The 21,731-nt window shown below is 72.2% G+C and carries 18 protein-coding genes and 1 pseudogene; 9 read left to right on the top strand and 10 right to left on the bottom strand.

Going from position 1 to position 21,731, the window contains the following annotated elements; translation table 11 throughout:
• The first annotated feature begins 22 nt into the window (after positions 1 to 22).
• Positions 23 to 178 (top strand): hypothetical protein, encoded by a 156-nt coding sequence (locus tag AB0N17_RS15540; protein ID WP_366011838.1) that lies wholly within the window; start codon positions 23 to 25, stop codon positions 176 to 178.
• A 135-nt stretch (positions 179 to 313) separates the two neighbouring features.
• Here AB0N17_RS15540 and AB0N17_RS15535 read toward each other — a convergent pair whose 3' ends face one another.
• On the bottom strand, positions 314 to 847 hold the full coding sequence (locus AB0N17_RS15535; RefSeq protein WP_366011837.1) for a hypothetical protein: 534 nt from the start codon (positions 845 to 847) through the stop codon (positions 314 to 316).
• Between the two features lie 420 nt (positions 848 to 1,267).
• On the opposite strand from AB0N17_RS15535, the gene AB0N17_RS15530 reads away from it, so the two are divergent.
• The 4 genes from AB0N17_RS15530 to AB0N17_RS15515 are packed head-to-tail and all read left to right on the top strand — an operon-like array spanning position 1,268 to position 5,570.
• Positions 1,268 to 4,084, top strand: coding sequence for a nitrate- and nitrite sensing domain-containing protein (locus AB0N17_RS15530; RefSeq protein WP_366011968.1), 2,817 nt, complete (start codon positions 1,268 to 1,270; stop codon positions 4,082 to 4,084).
• Positions 4,081 to 4,515 (top strand): roadblock/LC7 domain-containing protein, encoded by a 435-nt coding sequence (locus AB0N17_RS15525; protein ID WP_366011836.1) that lies wholly within the window; start codon positions 4,081 to 4,083, stop codon positions 4,513 to 4,515. Before AB0N17_RS15530 ends, AB0N17_RS15525 begins: the two co-directional genes overlap by 4 nt.
• Before the next feature lie 9 nt (positions 4,516 to 4,524).
• Positions 4,525 to 4,920, top strand: coding sequence for a DUF742 domain-containing protein (locus AB0N17_RS15520; RefSeq protein ID WP_366011835.1), 396 nt, complete (start codon positions 4,525 to 4,527; stop codon positions 4,918 to 4,920).
• Between the two features lie 44 nt (positions 4,921 to 4,964).
• On the top strand, positions 4,965 to 5,570 hold the full coding sequence (locus AB0N17_RS15515; RefSeq protein ID WP_366011834.1) for an ATP/GTP-binding protein: 606 nt from the start codon (positions 4,965 to 4,967) through the stop codon (positions 5,568 to 5,570).
• 92 nt (positions 5,571 to 5,662) lie between these two features.
• Here AB0N17_RS15515 and glpK read toward each other — a convergent pair whose 3' ends face one another.
• From glpK to AB0N17_RS15490, 5 genes and pseudogenes are all read right to left on the bottom strand, one after another.
• Positions 5,663 to 7,183 carry a glycerol kinase GlpK gene (gene glpK / locus AB0N17_RS15510; RefSeq protein ID WP_366011833.1) on the bottom strand — a complete coding sequence of 507 codons (1,521 nt, stop codon included), beginning with the start codon at positions 7,181 to 7,183 and terminating at the stop codon, positions 5,663 to 5,665.
• Positions 7,184 to 7,245: 62 nt separating this feature from the next.
• Positions 7,246 to 7,995 (bottom strand): MIP/aquaporin family protein, encoded by a 750-nt coding sequence (locus tag AB0N17_RS15505; RefSeq protein WP_366011832.1) that lies wholly within the window; start codon positions 7,993 to 7,995, stop codon positions 7,246 to 7,248.
• A 346-nt stretch (positions 7,996 to 8,341) separates the two neighbouring features.
• Positions 8,342 to 9,994, bottom strand: coding sequence for a GGDEF domain-containing protein (locus AB0N17_RS15500; RefSeq protein ID WP_366011831.1), 1,653 nt, complete (start codon positions 9,992 to 9,994; stop codon positions 8,342 to 8,344).
• A 134-nt stretch (positions 9,995 to 10,128) separates the two neighbouring features.
• Positions 10,129 to 11,319: a lipid-transfer protein gene (locus AB0N17_RS15495; RefSeq protein ID WP_366011830.1), complete on the bottom strand. Its 1,191-nt coding sequence runs from the start codon at positions 11,317 to 11,319 to the stop codon at positions 10,129 to 10,131.
• A pseudogene (locus tag AB0N17_RS15490) lies at positions 11,316 to 11,762 on the bottom strand (zinc ribbon domain-containing protein). Before AB0N17_RS15490 ends, AB0N17_RS15495 begins: the two are co-directional and overlap by 4 nt.
• Before the next feature lie 222 nt (positions 11,763 to 11,984).
• Here AB0N17_RS15490 and AB0N17_RS15485 point away from each other — a divergent pair.
• A complete protein-coding gene (locus tag AB0N17_RS15485) occupies positions 11,985 to 12,794 on the top strand; it encodes a M15 family metallopeptidase (RefSeq protein WP_366011829.1) in 810 nt (269 codons plus the stop codon).
• Positions 12,795 to 12,840: 46 nt separating this feature from the next.
• The gene (locus tag AB0N17_RS15480) at positions 12,841 to 13,374 is read left to right on the top strand and encodes an NUDIX domain-containing protein (protein WP_366011828.1); all 534 of its coding nucleotides are present in this window, start codon (positions 12,841 to 12,843) and stop codon (positions 13,372 to 13,374) included.
• A gap of 10 nt (positions 13,375 to 13,384) precedes the next feature.
• Here AB0N17_RS15480 and AB0N17_RS15475 read toward each other — a convergent pair whose 3' ends face one another.
• A complete protein-coding gene (locus tag AB0N17_RS15475) occupies positions 13,385 to 15,745 on the bottom strand; it encodes a glycoside hydrolase family 31 protein (protein WP_366011827.1) in 2,361 nt (786 codons plus the stop codon).
• A gap of 212 nt (positions 15,746 to 15,957) precedes the next feature.
• Between AB0N17_RS15475 and AB0N17_RS15470 the strand changes: the two genes are divergently transcribed.
• Positions 15,958 to 17,925 (top strand): acetoacetate--CoA ligase, encoded by a 1,968-nt coding sequence (locus tag AB0N17_RS15470; protein WP_366011826.1) that lies wholly within the window; start codon positions 15,958 to 15,960, stop codon positions 17,923 to 17,925.
• A gap of 182 nt (positions 17,926 to 18,107) precedes the next feature.
• Positions 18,108 to 19,004 (top strand): hypothetical protein, encoded by an 897-nt coding sequence (locus AB0N17_RS15465; protein WP_366011825.1) that lies wholly within the window; start codon positions 18,108 to 18,110, stop codon positions 19,002 to 19,004.
• 104 nt (positions 19,005 to 19,108) lie between these two features.
• Here the strand turns inward: AB0N17_RS15465 and ptsP are convergent, their stop codons facing one another.
• The 3 genes from ptsP to AB0N17_RS15450 all read right to left on the bottom strand — a co-directional run.
• Positions 19,109 to 20,779: a phosphoenolpyruvate--protein phosphotransferase gene (gene ptsP, locus AB0N17_RS15460; RefSeq protein WP_366011824.1), complete on the bottom strand. Its 1,671-nt coding sequence runs from the start codon at positions 20,777 to 20,779 to the stop codon at positions 19,109 to 19,111.
• 79 nt (positions 20,780 to 20,858) lie between these two features.
• Positions 20,859 to 21,308: a PTS glucose transporter subunit IIA gene (locus AB0N17_RS15455; protein ID WP_366011823.1), complete on the bottom strand. Its 450-nt coding sequence runs from the start codon at positions 21,306 to 21,308 to the stop codon at positions 20,859 to 20,861.
• 242 nt (positions 21,309 to 21,550) lie between these two features.
• Positions 21,551 to 21,731: hypothetical protein (locus AB0N17_RS15450; RefSeq protein WP_366011822.1), on the bottom strand; the 181-nt coding region annotated here is incomplete at its 5' end.

Below are 21,731 nucleotides of genomic sequence, written 5' to 3'. Positions count from 1 at the left end.
GGAGTGCTGCCTTGCGCACGCCATGGCCGCGACCTCCGCGTCGCTGAGCGTCCTGGGGACCGCCCCGGCGCAGGCCGACGGCAACGTCTACCGGGCCTACAACGCACTCACCTCGCCGACCGCGGAAACCGAGTTCGCGCCGCGGACGGCGAGATCCTCACCGCCCTCGACCTGCTGAAGGACGGCCACGGCACCGCCGCCCAGTGGCGCTACAACTCGGGCTCGCCCACGCACTCGTACTACAACGGCAACGGCTACGCCGCCCCCAAGAACTGGAACCTGTCCTTCGCCTCCTTCGTGCGCGAGGCCGTCCTCAGGGGTGCGACAGCCGCCCGGCGCCGCCCGCCCGGCGTATCCGCTCCTGCTCCCGCAGGCCGGCCCGCTCCAGGCGCTGCTGGGCGCGCCGCTCCCGGCGCACGGCCCGGGCCGTGCTGCTCGGCTCGGAGACCACGCCGTACCGCTGGCTCCACACCTGGCGGGTCACCCACACGTCCACCACGGCCCAGGTGGCCACCACCGTGCTCGCCACACTGCTGATCACCATGGGGAACGCCAGCCACGACCCCGCCAGTGTGCACAGGAACGCCACCATCGCCTGGATCAGCGTCACCGCTGTGACCAGGACCGCCCGCACCGCCGCCGTACGCACCGGATCGGGCAGCGGGTGCCGGCGGGCGGGTTCCTCCACCCACAACGGCCGGTAGCCCTCCTGCTGTTCGTCGTCGACGGGCTCCGGGGCGCGCCCGGCCCCCGGAATGTCGCGATCCGGTGCCTCGGTGCCCCGCCGCGCCTCCACGCGCTCCCTCACACTCAGCTCGGGCGCCCCGCGCCGCTCCGCCGTCCGCATCACCGTGTCACTCCCCACCGCCGGCTGACCGCTCGCCTCGATGTCCGAAGACTTCGACTCCCCAGTGGCTGCCCGGCTTGCGCAGTTTTACGCCGCCGGGGTGCGGGATGCGGCTCCTGTGGCCCATTCCGCCCCCATCTCCCGAAGAGAAGGACGCACGAGATCGCGGGAAGATTCCCCATCGGCGAAAAAATCCAGCCAACCACCCGTCCGTGGGGACGAAATCGGGTCGTCCGCAGGTGAGCGGATCGCGGTGGCAATCTCCCGCAATGCCCGGACAGATCGCCATGTCTCGCCGCCGGTGCGGAAGTTCACCCTCCGGACATGTCTTCGAGTTATCTGTGGGGCGGTAGTAGGCTCGCGCCGTTTGTTGACGTACATGTGTACCCCCGGCCGGTGGGGGTCGAGCTGGGGGAGGCCATGCGCTTTCGCGGGAAGTCGATCCGCCGGAAGATCGTGGCGCTGCTTCTCGTGCCGCTGGTGTCCCTGACCGCCGTCTGGGGCTTCGCCACGGTACTCACGGGGCGTGACGTCGCCCAGCTGTTCCGCGTGACGCGCGTCGTGCAGGACATCGGATACCCCACCGAGGACACCGTCCGCGTGCTCCAGCAGGAGCGCCGCCAGACCCTCGTCTACCTCGCCGACCCACGGGCCGCCGACGCCCTCGCGGCGCTGCACCGCACCCGCACCGCCACCGACCGGGCGGTCGCCGAGATCCGCAAGAACGCCGGGCGCCACGACGTCGTCGATGGCATGGACGGCAGCGACAGCGAGCGTCTCACCACCGTCCTGGACGCGTTCGACGGCCTGGACACGCTGCGCCACGGTGTCGAGAACGGCACGATCACCCGCACCCAGGCCTTCGCCCAGTACAACCGCCTCGTCGACCCCTGCTACGCGCTGCTGGACGCCCTCGACGGCATCGACGACGTCGAGATGGACCAGCAGGGCCGCGCCCTGGTCAACATCACCCGCGCGCGTGAGCTGCTCTCCCGCGAGGACGCCCTGCTCGGCTCCTCCCTCGTCGTCGGCCGGCTCACGCGCGCCGAGACCCGCCAGATCTCCGACCTCGTCGCCCAGCGCACCCTCCTGTACGACATCAGCCTGCCGCTGCTGCCCGCCACGGAGCGCGGCCGCTACGAACGCTTCTGGAACGGCGCCACCACCGCCCCCCTGCGCACGGCCGAACAGGCCGCCGCCGGCGCGGACTCCGGGACTCCCCGCGGGGTGACGGCCCAGAGCTGGGACAGCGCCGCGGCGAACGCGCTCGACGAGCTCGGCACCCTCGACGACCAGGCGGGCGACCGCCTCCAGGAGCGCACGCGACCCGTCGCCATGAGCGTCATCGTCCAGGCGGCCGTCGCGGGCCTGCTCGGCCTGATCGCCCTCCTGCTCTCCATCGTCCTGTCCGTCCGGGTCGGCCGCACCCTGATCCGTGACCTGCGTCAGCTGCGCCTGGAGGCGCACGAGGCATCCGGAGTCCGCCTGCCCAGCGTGATGCGCCGCCTGTCCGTCGGCGAGCAGGTCGACGTCGAGACCGAGGTGCCCCGCCTGGAGTACGACAAGAACGAGATGGGCGAGGTCGGCCAGGCGCTCAACACCCTGCAGCGCGCCGCCGTCGAGGCCGCCGTCAAGCAGGCCGAACTGCGGGCGGGCGTCTCCGAGGTCTTCGTCAACCTCGCCCGCCGCAGCCAGGTCCTGCTGCACAAGCAGCTCACCCTGCTCGACACCATGGAACGCCGGACCGAGGACACCGACGAACTCGCCGACCTGTTCCGCCTGGACCACCTCACCACCCGCATGCGCCGGCACGCCGAGGGCCTGGTGATCCTCTCCGGCGCCGCCCCCTCCCGGCAGTGGCGCCGCCCGGTGCAGCTCATGGACATCGTCCGGGCCTCCGTCGCCGAGGTCGAGGACTACGAGCGCATCGAGGTACGCCGCCTGCCGCGGGTCGCCGTCACCGGGCCGGCCGTCGCCGACCTCACCCACCTCGTGGCCGAACTCCTGGAGAACGCCACCGTCTTCTCGCCCCCGCACACCGCCGTCCAGGTCCTCGGTGAGCGCGTGGCCAACGGCTTCACCCTGGAGATCCACGACCGGGGCCTCGGCATGACGGCCGAGGCGCTCCTGGACGCCAACCTGCGCCTGGCCGAGACGCCCGAGTTCGAACTGTCCGACACCGACCGGCTCGGACTGTTCGTGGTCAGCCGTCTCGCCCAGCGCCAGAACGTGCGGGTCTCCCTCCAGCCCTCGCCCTACGGCGGCACCACAGCCGTCGTGTTCATCCCGGACGCGCTGCTGTCCGACGACGTCCCGGACACCAACGGCATCGGCTTCCGCCTGGACCGGGACCGCCCGGCGCAGGACGGCGGGCGTCCGGCGAACCGCGCCGCCGGACGGTCCCCGGCCCCGGCGCAGCTGCCCGGCCTGCCCACCTCCGTGCTGGACGGCCCGGTCGAGCTGGAGGCACCCGTCGACCTCGACGCCCTCGACGACTTCCCCGGCGTCCTCGCCGACCAGGACAGCGAGCGCGGCGGACTGTTCCGCGCCCGCGGCTCCCTGACCCGCGCCGACGACCGGACGGCCGCCCCGCAAGCCGATCGCCCGCCACGGGACGAGACCGTCGAGCGCGGGCCCGTACCGCTGCCGCGGCGGCAGACGCCCAAGCTGGTCAGCTCGCACGGCAAGCCGGTCACCGACCAGCGCTCCCGTCGCGGCGAACCGGACGACGAGCAGCCCTCCGCCGCTCCGCGCCGCCCCGAGACGCAAGGACTGGCCCCGCTGCCCGCGCGCCGCCGCGGCGCCACCGGCCGGCGCCCCGCCGGAGTCGCCGAACGGGCAGGCGAGCGCGAGGCGGCCCCGGCCGCCGACGCCGGCGAGACACCCGGGGTACCGGCACTGCCCCGGCGGACCCGGCCGGCGGCACCCACCCGCGAGGGCGCCCCGGGCCCGTCCGGCGGACCCGCGGCCCTGCCCTCCGGCGGGGCGGGCGGAGACCCGGGCGCCGGGCCGCTGCCCCGCCGCATACGCCAGGCCAGCCTGGCCCCTCAGCTCAAGCAGGACTCCGAGCGGCGCGCCGGCAGCGCGGCGCCGCCCGCCGACCGTGACGCCGAGGAGGTCCGCAGCCGGATGGGCTCGCTGCAGCGCGGCTGGCAACGCGGCCGCAAGGAGAACGCCGCGGGCGACGGGGTCCACAACGGCACAGCACAAGGAACGACAGAGGGGGACGGTCGATGACCGCACCGAACGCGACCGGCCACACGGCGGCGAACAAGGGAGAGCTGAACTGGCTCCTGGACGACCTCGTCGACCGGGTCGCCAGCATCCGCAAGGCCGTCGTACTGTCCGGCGACGGCCTGGCCACGGGGGCGTCCAAGGACCTGACGCGGGAGGACAGCGAGCATCTGGCCGCCGTCGCGTCCGGCTTCCACAGCCTCGCCAAGGGCGTGGGCCGGCACTTCGAGGCGGGCAGCGTACGGCAGACCGTGGTGGAGCTGGACGACGCCTTCCTGTTCGTCACCGCCGCCGGCGACGGCAGCTGCCTGGCCGTCCTCTCGGACGCCGACTCCGACGTCGGACAGGTCGCCTACGAGATGACGCTGCTGGTCAAGCGGGTCGGCGTGCACCTGGGCAGCGCCCCGCGCACCGATCTGTCCGCCGGTGGGTAGTGGGATGGCATGAGCGGAGACGGTCAGGGAGCAAACCACTGGTTCGACGACGAGGCCGGACCGGTGGTCCGTCCGTACGCCATGACGCGCGGCCGTACCTCCGGTCCGGCCCAGCATCGCCTCGACCTGATCGCGGTGGTCGTCACGGAGCCCGGCACGGGCGACCCGGAAGCGGACCCGACACTGTCCCCTGAGCACGTGGAGATCGTCGGCCTGTGCCGGGACATTCCGCAGTCGGTCGCCGAACTCGCCGCGGAACTGGACCTGCCCATCGGTGTGGTGCGCGTCCTCATCGGCGACCTCGTGCACGCGGAATTCGTCCATGTGACACGCCCGGTGCCACCGGCCGAGCTGCCGGACGAGAGCATTCTGCGCGATGTGATCAACGGCCTCCGGGCGTTGTGACGGGCGCGGAAGCGGTAACCCTTACCTGGCAGGAGAAGAGATCGATGATCTTCGGGCGTTCTGAGCGCGGCAAGCCCCCGGTCGAGCCCGTCACGCTCAAGATCCTGGTGGCCGGCGGGTTCGGCGTGGGCAAGACGACCCTCGTCGGCGCGGTCAGTGAGATCAGGCCGCTGCGCACCGAGGAACTGCTCACCGAGGCCGGGCGGCCGGTCGACGACACCAGCGGTGTGGAGGGCAAACACACCACCACCGTGGCCATGGACTTCGGCCGCATCACGCTGCGCGAGGACCTGGTGCTCTACCTGTTCGGCACGCCCGGGCAGGAACGGTTCTGGTTCATGTGGGACGAGCTGTCCGAGGGCGCGCTCGGAGCCGTCGTGCTCGCCGACACGCGCCGCCTGGAGGACTGCTTCGCCGCCGTCGACTACTTCGAACGGCGGTCCATCCCCTTCGTCGTCGGCGTCAACTGCTTCGAGAACGCCGCCCGTTACCCGGTGGACTCCGTCCGCCAGGCCCTCGACCTGGATCCGGGCGTGCCCGTGCTGCTCTGTGACGCGCGCGACCGGGAGTCGGTGAAGGAGGTGCTCATCGGCGTCGTCCAGCACGCGATGGAGTACGCCGCCGAGCACCGCCAGGCCGTCCCCGGCTGACCGCGGACGCGCCGGCCCGCACGGCCCGTACCCCCGCCGACAGGGGTACGGGCCGTGGTCCGAAGGAGCCTCACGCGCGCGTGCGGCGACCCCTACACGCCGTCCTCCTTCAGCCAGCCGAAGCTCTTCTCCACGGCCCTGCGCCAGTTGCGGTACTCGCGGTCGCGCTCCGCCGCCTCCATGGCAGGTGTCCACTCGGCGTCCTTGCGCCAGTGGGACTTCAGCTCGTCCAGGTCGTGCCACACGCCCGTCGCCAGACCGGCGGCGTAGGCGGCGCCCAGACAGGTCGTCTCCGACACGCGGGGCCGGATCACCGGCACGCCGAGGACGTCCGCCTGGTGCTGCATCAGCAGGTTGTTCCCGGTCATGCCGCCGTCGACCTTCAGGGTGGTGATCCGCACCCCGGAGTCCTGGTGCATGGCGTCCACGACCTCCCGGGTCTGCCAGCTCGTCGCCTCCAGCACCGCGCGCGCGAGGTGCGCCTTCGTGACGTAGCGGGTCAGGCCGGTGACCACTCCGCGCGCGTCGGAGCGCCAGTAGGGCGCGAACAGGCCCGAGAACGCGGGCACGATGTACGCGCCGCCGTTGTCCTCGACGCTCGCCGCCAGGGGCTCGATCTCGTCGGCGGTGCGGATGATGCCGAGCTGGTCGCGGAACCACTGGACCAGCGCGCCCGTTATCGCTATGGATCCCTCCAGGCAGTACACCGGCGCCTCCCCGCCGATCTGGTAGCCCATCGTCGTCAGCAGCCCGCTCTTGGACGGCACCGGCCGGTTGCCGGTGTTCAGCAGCAGGAAGCTGCCGGTGCCGTAGGTGTTCTTCGCGGTGCCGACGTCGTAGCAGGCCTGCCCGAAGACGGCGGCCTGCTGGTCGCCCAGGGCGGAGGCCACGGGCACTCCGGCGAGCTGCCCGACCGCGGTGCCGTACACCTCGGCGGAGGACCTGATCTCGGGCAGGACCGCCTCGGGGATGTTCATGGCGGACAGGATGGAGGTGTCCCACTGGAGCGTGTCCAGGTTCATCAGCAGGGTGCGGCCGGCGTTGGTGACGTCGGTGACGTGCCGGCCGCCGTCGGTGCCGCCGGTGAGGTTCCAGATGAGCCAGGAGTCGATCGTGCCGAAGGCGATCTCGCCGCGTTCGGCGCGCTCCCTCAGCCCGGGCACGTTGTCCAGCAGCCAGGCGGCCTTGGGCCCGGAGAAGTAGCTGGCCAAGGGCAGCCCGGTCCGCTCGCGGAAGCGGTCCTGGCCGTCCGTGCCGCCCAGTTCGTTGCAGAGGGCGGCGGTCCGGGTGTCCTGCCAGACGATCGCGTTGTGCACGGGCTTGCCGGTGGCGCGGTCCCACAGGACCGTCGTCTCGCGCTGGTTGGTGATGCCGAGCGCGCTCAACTGGTCCGCGCGCAGCCCGGCCCTGGCGAGCGCTCCGGCCACCACGGCCTGCACCTTGGCCCAGATCTCGGTGGCGTCGTGCTCCACCCAGCCGGGCCTGGGGAAGATCTGGCGGTGCTCGCGCTGGTCCACGGCGACGACTGCGCCGCTGTGGTCGAAGACGATGCAGCGGCTGGACGTGGTGCCCTGGTCGATGGCGGCGACATACGTGCCGGCGGTGTCCGTCATGGCTGTCCCTGGGTCGCTGGGTCGGGAGGACACGTGCGGGAGAGACGGGGCGGCGTACGGGGTCAGAAGGCCACGTTGTACACGACCCCGGCGAGCACCCCGCCGATCAGCGGGCCGACGACCGGTATCCAGGCGTAACCCCAGTCGGACGTGCCCTTGTTCGGGATCGGCAGGAAGGTGTGCACGATGCGCGGCCCGAGGTCGCGGGCCGGGTTGATGGCATAGCCGGTGGGGCCGCCGAGGGAGAGCCCGATACCGACGACGAGCAGCGAGACGATCAGCACGGTGGTGCCGGACTCACCGAGCCCCTTGGTCAGACCGAAGGCGAGGACGGGCAGCACGAGCGCGACGGTCGCGATGATCTCGGTGATCAGATTGGCGAGCGGGTTCCGGATCTCCGGGATGGTCGAGAAGATGCCGAGGGTCGGCACCGGTTCGCCGGCCGTGCCCTCGGTGGTGCCTTCGGTGCGGCTGTTGGCCTGGAACTGGGCGAGGTACACCAGATAGGCCAGCACGGCGCCGAGCATCGCGCCCACGATCTGGCCCAGCAGATACACCCAGACCTTGCCCCACTTGCCGGTGTCCACGGCGATGCCGATGGTCACCGCGGGATTGAGCTGACCGCCGGAGAGGGGTGCGGCGGTGTACGCGCCCGCGAGCACGCCGAACCCCCAGCCGAACGCGATCACGACCCATCCCGCGGCCCGCGCCTTGGAATACCTGAGGGTGACGGCGGCGCAGACACCGGCACCGAACAGGATCAGGATCGCGGTGCCGATGACCTCGCCGACGAATATGTGTCCGTTGCTCATGGCGGCTCCCTTGGCGCCGTGGGGGCGACCGGCCCCCGGCCCTCCGTGCAGGACGGTTCCTTGGCGACTTCAGCCGAAGGCAGGGAGAGTCCCGCGCCCCGCCCGGCGTCCGTGACGAGCGTGCCGTGGCAGCCGGATCGCCAGGCAAGGGACGGGCCCGGAACTGGACAGACCCGTGGCACAGTGCCTGATAACGCCGAGAATGTACGGCGATGTCGGCTGACACCGGGAAGTGTTCACCGGCGTCCCGGGGCCGTCAAGGTTGCCGACGCCACCGGTGTCCCTGTCCCACCCCGGCGGCCCGTGCACCACGGCACGCGACAACGGACGTATGCCGTGAGGCCGTTCACCACCCAGGCTCGGCGGCCGCGTATCCCGCCTGCGCCGGTGCCGCCCCCGCACCGCCGCGCCGGACCTCGTGGCCGGGCAGCCCGGCGCGCCCCAGCACCCAGCTGGCGCCCCGCAGCGCCTTGGCCGCCTTCTTCAGCGGAGCGAGCTGGGCGGCGGCCTGGCGGTGGTCACCCACGCTGCCCGGGGCGCAGACGACCGTGGCGAGGGACAGCGTGACCGGCCGGCCGCCCGCCGACCAGTGCGCGTCGAGCACCGTCCCGACCAGCGGATCGAGCGCCTCCTCCTCGGCCAGCACCAGGAAGTCGTCACCGCCGATGTGCCCCACGCGCGCGTGCCCCACGACCGCCTGCTGCAGCGCCTGCCCGACCGACCGGATCAGCTCGTCGCCCGCGGCGAACCCGGCGCCGTCGTTGACCTGTTTGAAGTGATCGATGTCCAGCCAGCTGAGCGCGAACGGCCGACCGTCCTCGATCCACCGGTCCACCTCGCCCGTGATCGCGTCCGAACCGGGCAGCCGGGTCAGCGGATTCAGGCCCGCCGCCTCCTCGACCCGGCTCTCGGCCAGCGCCCGTACGAGGTCGGCGAGCCGCACCACGCCCACGCACCGGCCCTGTGCGTCGACCACCGCCACATCGTCCGAGGTCCGGTCCCGGCCGCCGACGGCGAGCACGTCCAGCACCTCCCAGGCCGTCGCGGCCACGCCGACCGCGCGGGGCGCGTCACCCAGCTTGACGGCCGGCCGGTCGGCGTACAGCGCGTGCCCGTAGCGGCCGGACATCGACAGCAGGAAGCGCGAGCGGTGCACCGACCGGACGGGCCGGCCGGCGTGGTCCACCAGCAGCACACCGGACACGTCCGGCGAGCCGGTCAGCAGCGCCCGCACCTGCCCTGCCGAAGCGGTCACCGGCAGGACGGCGGCGGGACGCACGAACTCCAGCACCGACGGCCCGGACCGGGGCACGGCCGGCACGCCGGGGGAGCGGGGCGGAACGTATACGTCCGCCGCGGGAATCCGGGCGGGCGGTGCGAACAGCTCGCCCTGGGCCAGCTGCGCGCCGGCCGACACGGCCACCGCGCACTGCAGTTCGGTCTCCACGCCCTCGACCGCCACCAGGGCACCCAGCTCCTCGCACAGCGTCCGCATGGCCCGCACCGCGGCCGGCCGCGCCAGCAGCGAGGCGTCGAGCTTGACCAGGTCGGGGGAGAGGTCGGTGAGCAGTCTGAGGGGCACGTCGCCGTCCCCGATGCCGTCCGCGCTGATCCGGAACCCCTGCGCGCGCAGCGAGGCCACGGCCTCCAGCAGGGCCGGCTGCGGCACGTGGGTGTAGGGCGGGACGACGTCGAGGGTCACCTCCCAGGGCATGCGTCCGGCCGCCCGCACGGCGTCGTACAGCGGTGTGAGACCGCCGAGGTCGGCGAGCGTGGCCGCGAACACGTTGAGATGCAGCGGCAGCATCGTCTCCTGGCGTGTCGCCGTACGAAGGGCCGACACGGCCAGGCGGGCGTCCAGTTCGGGGTCGCGGCGCGCCTCGGCCAGGATGTCCCCGGTCTCCGGGCGGGCGAGCGTCTCCAGAGCGGCGACCACGCCCGTCCTCAGATTGACCACCGGCTGGAAGGCGAAGCGGAGAGTGTCCGTCCAGGAGTGCACGGGAGCATGATGGCGCTGCCCGCGTACGCCCAGGCGCAGTTCATGAGACGTTCACGCAGGATTCCGGGCTGATCACAGAGCGTGGAAATCCCCTGCGTCCCCTGCGTCACACGGCCCCGGCTCCGGCCGGGCTCTCACCGCACCGCGACCACCGACGATCCGTGCCCGAACAGCCCCTGGTTGGCGGTGATGCCCACCCGCGCCCGCGCCACCTGGCGGTCGCCCGCCTCGCCCCTCAACTGCCAGGCCAGCTCGCACACCTGGGCGAGGGCCTGAGCCGGCACGGCCTCACCGAAAGAGGCGAGCCCGCCACTGGTGTTGACGGGTGTCCGGCCGCCCAGGGCCGTCACGCCCTCCCGCAACAGCTTCGCGCCCTCACCCTCGCCGCACAGCCCCAGGTCCTCGTACCACTGCAGCTCCAGCGCGGTGGACAGGTCGTACACCTCGGCAAGGGACAGGTCCTCGGGGCCTATGCCCGCCTCCTCGTAGGCGGTCCGGGCGATGGACGCACGGAAGTCCCCGCCCGCCGGCTCCACCGCCACCGCGGAGTCGGTGGCGATGTCCGGCAGGTCCAGCACCGTGTTCGGGAAGCGGGGGGTCACCGTCGACACCGCGCGGATCCGCACCGGCCGCGCCACGCCGTGCCGGTGGGCGAACTCCACGCTGGACAGCACCAGGGCCGCGCCGCCGTCGGAGGTGGCGCAGATGTCGAGCAGCCGCAGCGGATCGGCCACCAGCGCGGAGGCGGCCACCTCCTCGACGGTGACCCGGGTGCGGTAGCGGGCGTAGGGGTTCAGCGCTCCCAGCGCGGCGTTCTTCACCTTGACCAGTGCGAAGTCCTCCGGTGTGTCCCCGTGCACCGCCATCCGGCGGCGGGCGTACAGCCCGAAGTACGCCGGGTTCGTCGCCCCCAGCACACGGAAGCGCAGCCAGTCCGGATCGTCGGGGCGGTCCCCGCCGGCCGGCCGGAAGAATCCCTTCGGCGCGGCGTCCGCGCCCACCACGAGCACGACGTCCGCGAGCCCCGCCAGGATCTGCGCCCGGGCCGCGGCTATCGCCTGGGCCCCGGACGCGCAGGCCGCGTACACACTGGTGACCCGGGACCCCTGCCAGCCCAGGGCCCTGGCGAACGTGGCTCCCGCCACATACCCGGGGTATCCGCCACGCACCGTGTCCGCGCCCACGACGGAGTCGACGTCCCGCCAGTCCACTCCGGCGTCCGCGAGCGCCGCGCGGGCCGCCGCCGTCCCGTACTCGACGAAGCCGCGCCCCCACTTGCCCCAGGGATGCATGCCCACCCCGAGCACCGCCACGTCCGCCGTCATGCCGTCACCCCCGTCGGCCGCCAGTGCCAGGTCGTCCAGGCCGTCTCCGCCTCCTCGTACAGCACGCCGGGGACGACCTCCACCTCCATGCCCACCGCCAGACCGGCGACGGTGATTCCGGGAGCCGCCTGCCCCAGCACCACGATCCGCTCGGCCTCCAGCTCCACCGCGATCAACGCGTACGGCTCCCACGGAAGTTCCGGATCGCTCACATAGGGTGACGGCGGGCGGTACCGGCAGTCGGTGTAGGACCAGACGCGGCCCGTCCGCGACAGCGGGACTTCCTCCAGTGAGCCGCCCGCGCAGTGCGGATTGCGGCAGTGGACGTCCTCGCGGGGGAAGAACACCGAGGCGCAGGCCGAGCAGCGGGTGCCGAGGAGCCGGAAGCGGTCCCCCTCACCGGTGAACCAGCCGACGACCGCGGGTGTGCGTTAGTGCGGCAAGGGACCTCCCCAGGTATCTGACGGAGCGTCAGGAGTTTGCCACGGGCGGGCGGAAAAGGGCAGGGCGCGCCGCGGTGAACCGAACGCACGCCGCGGGCGTCGTGGTACAGGAGGGGCGACCGGAGCCGACGGGGGTGGTGCCGGCCGCCCCTCCACGCATCCAGGGGAAATCGAAGCCGATCGCTTCCCAGCCGGAACATCCACCTGATAGATGCAGGGGGCATGACACGACTCACCAGCGCAGTCCGCGGTCTCGTCACCGCCCTCACCGCCCTGTTGGCCGTGACCACCGCCTCCGCCACGGCCCAGGCGAAACCGGAGCCCAAGGCGCCGAAGGACTTCGTGGCCCTGTCCGCCGTGGACCCGACGATCATCCAGGAGATCCGCTACTTCACCCCGCACAACTTCGTCGGCGAGCGCATCGACGGCTACCGGCAGCCGGTCTGCATCCTCACCCGCCCCGCCGCACAGGCCCTCCACCAGGCCCAGCTGAAGCTGCTGAGCCAGGGCTACACCCTCAAGGTGTACGACTGCTACCGGCCGCAGCGGGCCGTGAACCACTTCGTCCGCTGGGCCGAGGACCTCGACGAACAGGAGATGAAGGGCGAGTTCTACCCGAACGTCGACAAGACCCGGCTGTTCGAGGACGGCTACATCGCGGAGAAATCAGGCCACAGCCGCGGCTCGACCATGGACCTCACGCTCGTGAAGCTCCCCGCGAGGCCGACCCGGCCCTACCGTCCCGGACAGCCGCTCGTGCCCTGCTACGCGCCCAAGAGTGAGCGCTTCCCGGACAACTCCGTCGACATGGGTACCGGATTCGACTGCTTCGACACCCTCGCCCACACCCTCGACCCGCGCGTCCAGGGCGCACAACGCGCCAACCGCCTGCTGCTCAAGAGCACCCTGGAAGGCCTCGGATTCGTGAACCTCGCCGAGGAATGGTGGCACTACACCTACAAGCCCGAGCCCTATCCGGACACCTACTTCGACTTCCCCGTCTCCCGGAAGTCGCTCGTCAGCGCGGACTGAACCGCCTGCGCAAGACGCCCCACTTCTGATCGGATACAGTCCGCGCGTGTCCGAAACTCAACACCCACATGACAACTCCGCACCGGACTCCCACTGTTCGAGCTGCGGAGCGCCCTATGGAGAGGGCGTCTCCGGCTGGCCCCGCACCTGCGCGTCCTGCGGGGCCGCCGCCTACCGCAACCCGCTCCCGGTCGCGATCGCGCTCCAGCCCGTGTACGACACCAAGGGCACCGCCCTGGTCGTCATCACCCGAACCATCGCCCCCGCGCGCGGAGGCACAGCCCTGCCCGGCGGCTACATCGACGACCGGGAGGACTGGAAGCAGGCCGTCGTACGCGAGCTCAAGGAGGAGACCGGCATCGACGCGGCCGCCCGCGACGTCCGGCTCGTCGACGCCATGAGCTCGCCCGACGGGCACCTGCTGCTGTTCGGACTCCTCCCGGAACGGCCGGCCGAGGGCCTCGCGCCCTCCGGCCCCACGGACGAGACCGAGGGCTGGCACCTGCTCCGCAGGCCCGAGGAGCTCGCCTTCCCGCTGCACACCCTGGCCGTACGGGCCTGGTTCGAGGGCCGGTACTGAACCGCGCGGTTCAGCCCAGCCCCCGTATGCGCACCGGGTGGGGCGGCTCGGCGGCGCCGTCCTCCCGCTCCCGGGAGACCACCACCCGCCGGCCCTGCCAGCGGGCGACGTAGCGTTCGATCTCCGGCTCGTCCCAGCCGTCGCCCGCGTCCGGCACCACCAGGCCGCCCCCCGTACGGCCACGAACGGGCGCCCACACCTCCAGCTCGACACCGCCGTCGTCCCCGCGCACGGGGATCACCGCCCCCGCGCGCGCGAACACCGGAGTACGGGACAGCGGCGCGTCCACCAGCACCCGCGCCGGCCCCTCGTACACCTCCTCCGTCGCCGTGTCGTACCAGCGGCCCCGCGGCAGCTGCACCGCCCGCCGGTCCGCACCCGGGTCCAGGACCGGTGCCACCAGAAGGCCGTCACCCAGCAGAAACGCGTCCTCACAGTCCCGCAGCGCCCGGTCCTCCGGCGCCCGCCACCACAGCGGCCGCACATAGGGCGCGCCGGTCCGCCGGGCCAGATGGGCCAGCGTCACGAAGTACGGCAGCAGCCGACGGCGCTCGAGCAGGGCCACGCGCGCGTGCTCCAGCACCTCGGGACCGAACTCCCACGGCTCCCGGCGCCCCGCCCGCAGACCCGCGTGGGTGCGGAACAGCGGCAGATACGCGCCGAGCTGGAACCACCGCAGATACAGCTCCGGCGACGGACTGCCGTCGAAACCGCCCACGTCCGGACCCGAGTACGGCACCCCGCACAACCCGAGCCCCAGCACCAGCGACAGCGACGCCCGGAGCCCCGGCCAGCCGGTCGCCACATCCCCCGACCACGTGCCCCCGTACCGCTGCATCCCCGCCCAGCCGGACCGGGAGAACAGGAAGGGCCGCTCCCCGGGCGACAGTTCACGCAGCCCCTCGTAACCGGCCCGCGCCATGCACAGCCCGTACACGTTGTGCGCCTCCCGGTGGTCGCCACCGCGCCCCTCCAGAGCGTGCCGGGCCGAGCGCGGCAGCGTCGGCTCGCCGAAGGCGTTGAACGACGTCGGCTCGTTCATGTCGTGCCAGAACCCCGCGAAACCCTGCCCGAGACGCTCCTCGTAGAGCCCGCCCCACCACTTGCGCACGCGCGCGTGCGTGAAATCCGGATAGACCGACTCGCCGGGCCACACCACCCCCCGCACCGTGCGCCCCGAGGCGTCCCGCACGAACGCGTCCACGGCCGAACCGCCGTCGTACACGGCGTTGCCCGGCTCCGCCTTCACGGCCGGATCGACGATCGACACCAGCCGGACGCCCTCCCGCCGCAGCTCCTCGGCCAGCACCGGCAGCTTGGGGAAACGGTCCTGGTCGACGGTGAACACCCGGTGGTCGTCGTAGTGGTCGATGTCCAGATGGACCGCGTCCAGCGGCAGACCGCGCTCCTGGTAGCCGGCGACGATCCGGCGAACCTCCTGCTCACCACCGAAGCCCCACCGCGCGTGATGATGACCGAGCGCCCACGCGGGCGGCAGCGCGGGCGCCCCGGTCAGCGAGGCCCACGTGTGCAGCACGCGCGTGGGCGTACCCACCATCACCCAGCAGCGCAGCGGACCGCCGTCCATCCGCACCTCACAGCGCCCCGCCCGGTCGTGCCCGGACCCCGCGCCCTCCTCGCCCTCCCGCAGGACCACCGTGCCGTCCCACGTGGTGTCGTGGAACACCAGATGCGTGCCGGCGTCGGCGACCACCAGCTGCACCGGCATGGTCAGGTACAGCGGATCGTCGCCCGGCCCGAACGCACGCCCCGGATCGGTGTTCCACAGCCGGTACGCGCCGTCCCGCAGCCGCGGCCCGGACGCCCGCCCGCCCAGACCGAAGAACCGGGCGTCGGCGGCCACCTCCGACCGCTGCATCCACCGTGCCGTACCCCCGCCCACCGGCTCCCACCAGCGCGGCGGCAGATCCCGGCGCAGGGTCACCCCGCCCGGCGTGCACACCTGAACGGCACCGTGCCGGGAGACGACGACCGTCACCCGCTCGGCGACCACCCGCCAGCCGCCGTCCTTGTCCGGCTCCAGCACCGCCCGCGGATCCGGCTCGGGACAGCTCCCGGCGAGCGCGTACGACGGCTGCGGACCCGCCCCGTCCCACCCCCAGAAGACCGCCCCGCTGGCCGCCACCGTGATCCGCAGCTCGGACCGGCCGAACCGGATCAGACCGCCCCCCGGACCCGGCTCCACGTCCCGCACCTGCCCGGGGACGCGCGCCCGCTCGGCCCCCCGCTGTGGCAGCCCCGCGGCGTCGATACGCCTCCGCCGCCATGCGGCCCGTACGGTACGCAACCCCCGTGCCGCCCTTCCCGAACCGACCCCACTCACCGAACGCACCAGGTCACGACCGTCCATGCTGTTCACCCTGCCACTGAGCGCCCCACGCGCGCGTGTCGTTCAATTGCCGTTCACCCAGGCCGGGACCACATCTTCACGACACGGACTATGTGGGGCGCACCCTGGTGCAGAAGTCGATCACATGGCATCGTCCCTGTCAGCCGCGTCACGCGCACACCCCAGCCCGTGCGCGGACCGACGCACACGACGCGCACAGTCCGGGAGCAGCCATGTCGACCGCGAACCCCCAGCCGCTCTGGCAGCCCGATCCCCAGCGGATCGCCCAGGCCCGCATCACCCGGTTCCAGGCATGGGCCGCCGACCACCACGGCGCCCCGGCCCAGGGAGGCTACCCGGCCCTGCGCCGGTGGTCCGTCGACCAGCTGGACACGTTCTGGAAAGCCGTCACGGAGTGGTTCGACGTCCGCTTCTCCACCCCCTACGCGCGCGTGCTCGGCGACCGCTCGATGCCCGGCGCCCAGTGGTTCCCCGGAGCCACCCTCAACTACGCCGAGCACGCCCTGCGCGCCGCGGCCGACCGCGCGGACGAGCCCGCCCTCCTCCATGTGGACGAGACCCACGAACCTCGCCCGGTGACCTGGTCCGAGCTGCGCCGCCAGGTCGGCTCCCTCGCCGCCGAACTACGCGCCCTCGGCGTACGCCCCGGCGACCGCGTCAGCGGCTACCTCCCCAACATCCCCCAGGCCGTCGTGGCCCTCCTCGCCACGGCCGCCGTGGGCGCCGTCTGGACCTCCTGCGCGCCCGACTTCGGCGCCCGCAGCGTCCTGGACCGCTTCCAGCAGGTCGAACCCGTCGTCCTGTTCACCGTCGACGGCTACCGCTACGGCGGCAAGGAACACGACCGCCGGGAGACCGTCGCCGAGCTGCGCCGCGAGCTGCCCACCCTGCGCGCCGTCGTCCACATCCCGGTCCTCGGCAGCGCGGCACCCGAGGGCGCCCTGGAGTGGGCGGAGCTGACCACGGCCGACGCCGAACCCGTCTTCGAGCAGGTGCCGTTCGACCACCCCCTGTGGGTGCTGTACTCCTCCGGTACGACCGGCCTGCCCAAGGCCATCGTCCAGTCCCAGGGCGGCATCCTGGTCGAGCACCTCAAGCAGCTCGGACTGCACTGCGACCTCGGTCCCGAGGATCGTTTCTTCTGGTACACGTCCACCGGCTGGATGATGTGGAACTTCCTCGTCTCCGGCCTGCTCACGGGTACCACGATCGTCCTGTACGACGGCAGCCCCGGCTACCCGGACACGGGCGCCCAGTGGCGCGTCGCCGAACGCACCGGAGCCACCCTCTACGGCACCTCGGCCGCCTACGTCATGGCCTGCCGCAAGGCCGGCGTGCACCCGTCCCGCGACTTCGACCTGTCCAAGGTCACGTGCGTGGCCACCACCGGCTCCCCGCTCCCGCCGGACGGCTTCCGCTGGCTGCACGACGAGGTCCGCGACGACCTGTGGATCGCCTCCGTCAGCGGCGGCACGGACGTCTGCTCCTGCTTCGCCGGAGCCGTCCCCACCCTCCCCGTGTACACCGGCGAACTCCAGGCCCCCGGCCTCGGCACCGACCTGCAGGCCTGGGACCCGAGCGGCAAGCCCCTGCTCGACGAGGTCGGCGAGCTGGTCGTCACCAACCCCATGCCGTCCATGCCGATCCACTTCTGGAACGACCCCGACGGCAGCCGCTACCACGACAGCTACTTCGACACCTACGCCGGCGTCTGGCGCCACGGCGACTGGATCACGCTCACCTCACGCGGCTCCGTGATCATCCACGGCCGCTCCGACTCCACCCTGAACCGGCAGGGCGTGCGCATGGGCTCGGCCGACATCTACGAGGTGGTCGAGCGCCTGCCCGAGATCAGGGAATCCCTGGTCATCGGCGTCGAACAGCCCGACGGCGGCTACTGGATGCCACTGTTCGTGCACCTCTCGCCCGGCGCCGTCCTCGACGAGGCACTGCTGAACCGGATCAAGCAGGCCATCCGCGAACAGCTCTCGCCGCGCCACGTGCCCGACGAGGTCATCGAGGTGCCCGGCATCCCGCACACCCTCACCGGCAAGCGCATCGAGGTCCCGGTGAAGCGGCTCCTGCAGGGCACCGCCATGGAGAAGGCGGTCAACCCGGGATCCATCGACGACCTCGCCCTCCTGGGGTTCTACGAGGAACTCGCCCGCAAACGCGCCTGACGCCGCAGGCCCTGACCACCCTCCGTGGATGGCCTCGGACTCGCCCGGCACGGCGGCGAAGTCCGAGGTCGGCCGCGCGGCATCGGCCCCCTCGTCGTCACCGCGGCCATCGCCACCGACCGCGTTGTCAGTGCCGCCGGTTACGGTGAGTGAGCATTGATCGACTGCGCACAGGGGGAAACATGGCGCACACCGACCACCAGACCATGCGACGCGTCCTGCGCCGCGAAATCGCCGGCACCATCGGTCTGCTCACCGACGAACACGACTTCCAAGCCATGCGGCGCTACCGCAGCTTCATCTTCGACGACCACACGACCTACCTCCGGCAGACCGAGGCCGTCCTCAAAGCACGCGCCGCCCAGGGCGGCCACACCACACTCGCCCTGTTCGACCCCGAGGAATACGCCGGCTTCTGCGCCGACACCGGCCTCGACCCCGACCTGCCCGCGAGCCGGGCCCGGTTCACCGCGGAACTCGCGGCCACCGGCGCCACGGTCCCCTACGACGGCCGCCCCCTCGCCACACTCCTCACGGCACTCGTGGACGAGGCCGTCCGACAGGCCACCTGGGACTACGCCGCCACGCTCCTGACCCGACTCGGTCCCTGCCCCACCTGCGGCGAGGACATCGGCCGGGCAGCCTTCACCCGCGCCTCCGAGCTCCTGGTCCGCATCCTCGACACCGCACCTCCCGGCGACCGGCACCTCGTCTGCAGCGTCTACGGCCCCCCTGACACCCTCGTCTCCGTCCTGCACGGCGACCAGGAACCGCAGGGCGACACCCGCCTGGACGAAGCCGAGACCCTGGAATTCACCAGCGTCCTCGCCCTCGGCCTCGCGACCCGCAGCCCCGGCGGACTCGTCATGCGCACCAGCGCCCCCGGCGCCACCACCGACCGCGTCTACGGCTGGCGCCTGCGCGGCGGCGGCCTCGAACCGCTCACCGCCGCCGAGGTCTTCGACGCCTACTGCACCGACGTCGAAACCGGCGACCTCATCCCGCCTGAGTCCGGCGTCGACTACTGCGAACCACCCGACCTCGGAGAGGAGGGCACCCCGCCCGGCCACCACCACTGACCCCACCCCGAGAGCGGACCGGACGCACCAGGGGCGCCCCACCCGAAGGCAGGACGCCCCTGAAACGGCACACCGCATGCGCCGGTACGACCACGCGCCGGGCCCTACTCGCCGGACAGCACCGCCTGAGCCGCGGCCCGCGCCTCCTCGGCGCTGTCCGCCGCACGCGCGGCCGCCGCGGCCCGCTCGCACTGCGCAAGCGTGTACTTCGCCAGCGTCGCCCGCACATACGGAATCGACGCCGCACCCATGGACAGGGAGGTGACACCCAGACCGGTCAGCACACAGGCCAGCAGCGGGTCGGACGCGGCCTCACCACAGACACCGCAGCTCTTGCCCTCGGCCAGGGCCGCCTCCGCGGACAGCGCCACCAGGTCGAGCAGCGCCGGCTGCCACGGGTCCTGCAGCCGCGACACCGCACCGACCTGGCGGTCCGCCGCGAACGTGTACTGCGCGAGGTCATTGGTGCCCAGCGACAGGAACTCGACCTCCTGCAGGATCGAACGAGCCCGCAGCGCGGCCGACGGGATCTCCACCATGGCCCCGAACTTCGCCTGCAGCCCCGCCTCACGGCAGGCGTCCGCGAACGCCTTCGCGTCCCTGCGGTCCGCCACCATCGGCGCCATCACCTCGAGGTACACAGGCAGGCCCTCGGCGGCCCTGGCCAGCGCGGTCAGCTGCGTCCGCAGCACCTCGGGGTGGTCGAGCAGCGTCCGCAGCCCCCGCACGCCCAGAGCGGGGTTCGGCTCGTCCGCCGGCGTCAGGAAGTCCAGAGGTTTGTCCGCACCCGCGTCCAGCACGCGCACGACCACTCGACCCTCGGGGAACGCCTCCAGCACCTGCCGGTAGGCCTCCACCTGCTTCTCCTCGGAAGGAGCGTTCTTACTGTCGTCCAGGAAAAGGAACTCGGTACGGAACAGACCGACACCCTCGGCACCGGCCTCCACCGACGCCGGTACATCCGCCGGGCCGCCCACGTTGGCCAGCAGGGGCACCTTGTGCCCGTCCGCCGTCGCACCCGGCCCGGTCGAGGCGGCCAGCGCGGCCTTGCGCTCGGCGGCCGCGGCCGCCAGCTGCGCCTTCTTCTCCTCGGTCGGGTTCACGAAGATGTCGCCGGTGCTGCCGTCCACCGCGATGACCGTGCCCTCGGCCAGCTCACCGGCGCCCGGCAGCGCCACCACGGCCGGCACACCGAGCGCGCGCGCCAGAATCGCGCTGTGGCTGGTCGGCCCGCCCTCCTCGGTCACGAAGCCGAGGACAAGAGAGGGGTCCAGCAGCGCCGTGTCGGCGGGAGCCAGGTCCCGCGCCACCAGTACATAGGGCTCGTCACTGTCCGGGACACCCGGCATCGGAACGCCCAGCAGCCGGGCGACGATACGATTCCGCACGTCATCCAGGTCGGCCACGCGACCGGCGAGGTACTCACCGGCACCGGCCAGTAGCTCCCGGTACGCCGCGAACGCGTCGTACACCGCACGCTCGGCCGTGCTGCCGACGGCGATCCGCCGGTCCACATCCGCCATCAGCTCCGGGTCCTGAGCCATCATGGCCTGCGCCTCGAGCACCGCCTGGGCCTCGCCCCCCGCCAGGTTGCCGCGCGCCATCAGATCGGCGGCCACCGCGTCCACGGCCTGGCGGGCGCGCCCCTGCTCCCGCTCCGCCTCCTCCGTGGGGATCTGCTTGGCCGGCGGCTCCAGCACCGCCGTGCCCATGTGCCGAACCTCGCCGATCGCCACGCCATGGCTCACGCCGACGCCTCGCAGCGTTGTCTCCATCTCACCCGTCTCCGAGTAGTGCGGCAGGTCCCGCCGCCGCAGTGGTTTTCCTGTGCGCCGTCGTAGGACGGCCTTGCCGTCAGTTCCAGGAGAAGAGGCTGTCGCCGGCCTTCACGTCCCCGCTCTCACGCACGTCGGAGAGGGACTCGGCCGTGGCTTCCAGCGCGACGACCGGGCACACCGGCGACTTACCGGCGGCCTCCACGGCGGCCGGGTTCCAGCGCACGATGACCTGGCCGCGGGTCACGGTGTCGCCCTTGTTCACCAGGAGCTCGAAGCCCTCGCCGTTGAGCTGCACGGTGTCGATGCCCAGATGCGTCAGCACGCCATGTCCGCTCTCGTCCACCACGACGAACGCGTGCGGGTGCAGGGAGACGATCACGCCGTCCACGGGGGCCACGGCCTCGGAGGGCTCACGCACGGGGTCGATCGCGGTGCCCGGGCCGACCATGGCCCCGGAGAAGACCGGATCCGGTACAGCGGCCAGTCCGATGGCCCGTCCGGCGAGCGGGGACGTCACGGTGGTCATGGGAAGCCTCCCAAGGAGTGGAGCTGCTTACGGGCCGTCACTGCCTGTCCCGGACGGCGCCTGAGCAGCAGGGTATGTCATATGAAGTGGCGGTTCCGTATAGAAGTTACCACTAAGTGGTCTAGACCACCAACCCCCCGGATTTGCACCCTCTTCGAGGCCCCGTGTACAGTCGTACTCCTGCTTGAGACGGAGTGACGTGCGAGCGTCGTCGCTCGAGCAGCATCCAAACTCGTCAGATCCTATCTCTGGGTCTCCTTCGGCATGTCCGCCGGGGGGTGGTCAGAGAGACGGAAAAAGCCTGATAGAGTTTGAAACACCGAAGGGAAGCCCGGAGGAAAGCCCGAGAGGGTGAGTACAAAGGAAGCGACCGTTCCTTGAGAACTCAACAGCGTGCCAAAAATCAACGCCAGATATGTTGAT

Origin of the sequence: Streptomyces sp. NPDC051133, assembly GCF_040682635.1 — a bacterium.
Lineage (GTDB): Bacteria > Actinomycetota > Actinomycetes > Streptomycetales > Streptomycetaceae > Streptomyces.
Note: the sequence above shows the minus strand (reverse complement) of the source record. Positions and strands in the feature narration are given on the sequence as shown.

Excerpts from the sequence above, each read along its gene's own strand:
- AB0N17_RS15455 (WP_366011823.1), bottom strand. The coding sequence starts at position 21,308 with ATGACCACCGTGACGTCCCCGCTCGCCGGACGGGCCATCGGACTGGCC.
- AB0N17_RS15530 (WP_366011968.1), top strand. The coding sequence starts at position 1,268 with ATGCGCTTTCGCGGGAAGTCGATCCGCCGGAAGATCGTGGCGCTGCTT.
- AB0N17_RS15475 (WP_366011827.1), bottom strand. The coding sequence starts at position 15,745 with ATGGACGGTCGTGACCTGGTGCGTTCGGTGAGTGGGGTCGGTTCGGGA.
- glpK (WP_366011833.1), bottom strand. The coding sequence starts at position 7,183 with ATGACGGACACCGCCGGCACGTATGTCGCCGCCATCGACCAGGGCACC.
- AB0N17_RS15485 (WP_366011829.1), top strand. The coding sequence starts at position 11,985 with ATGACACGACTCACCAGCGCAGTCCGCGGTCTCGTCACCGCCCTCACC.
- AB0N17_RS15520 (WP_366011835.1), top strand. The coding sequence starts at position 4,525 with ATGAGCGGAGACGGTCAGGGAGCAAACCACTGGTTCGACGACGAGGCC.
- AB0N17_RS15525 (WP_366011836.1), top strand. The coding sequence starts at position 4,081 with ATGACCGCACCGAACGCGACCGGCCACACGGCGGCGAACAAGGGAGAG.
- AB0N17_RS15465 (WP_366011825.1), top strand. The coding sequence starts at position 18,108 with ATGGCGCACACCGACCACCAGACCATGCGACGCGTCCTGCGCCGCGAA.
- AB0N17_RS15535 (WP_366011837.1), bottom strand. The coding sequence starts at position 847 with ATGCGGACGGCGGAGCGGCGCGGGGCGCCCGAGCTGAGTGTGAGGGAG.
- AB0N17_RS15470 (WP_366011826.1), top strand. The coding sequence starts at position 15,958 with ATGTCGACCGCGAACCCCCAGCCGCTCTGGCAGCCCGATCCCCAGCGG.
- AB0N17_RS15495 (WP_366011830.1), bottom strand. The coding sequence starts at position 11,319 with ATGACGGCGGACGTGGCGGTGCTCGGGGTGGGCATGCATCCCTGGGGC.
- AB0N17_RS15505 (WP_366011832.1), bottom strand. The coding sequence starts at position 7,995 with ATGAGCAACGGACACATATTCGTCGGCGAGGTCATCGGCACCGCGATC.
- ptsP (WP_366011824.1), bottom strand. The coding sequence starts at position 20,779 with ATGGAGACAACGCTGCGAGGCGTCGGCGTGAGCCATGGCGTGGCGATC.
- AB0N17_RS15540 (WP_366011838.1), top strand. The coding sequence starts at position 23 with ATGGCCGCGACCTCCGCGTCGCTGAGCGTCCTGGGGACCGCCCCGGCG.
- AB0N17_RS15515 (WP_366011834.1), top strand. The coding sequence starts at position 4,965 with ATGATCTTCGGGCGTTCTGAGCGCGGCAAGCCCCCGGTCGAGCCCGTC.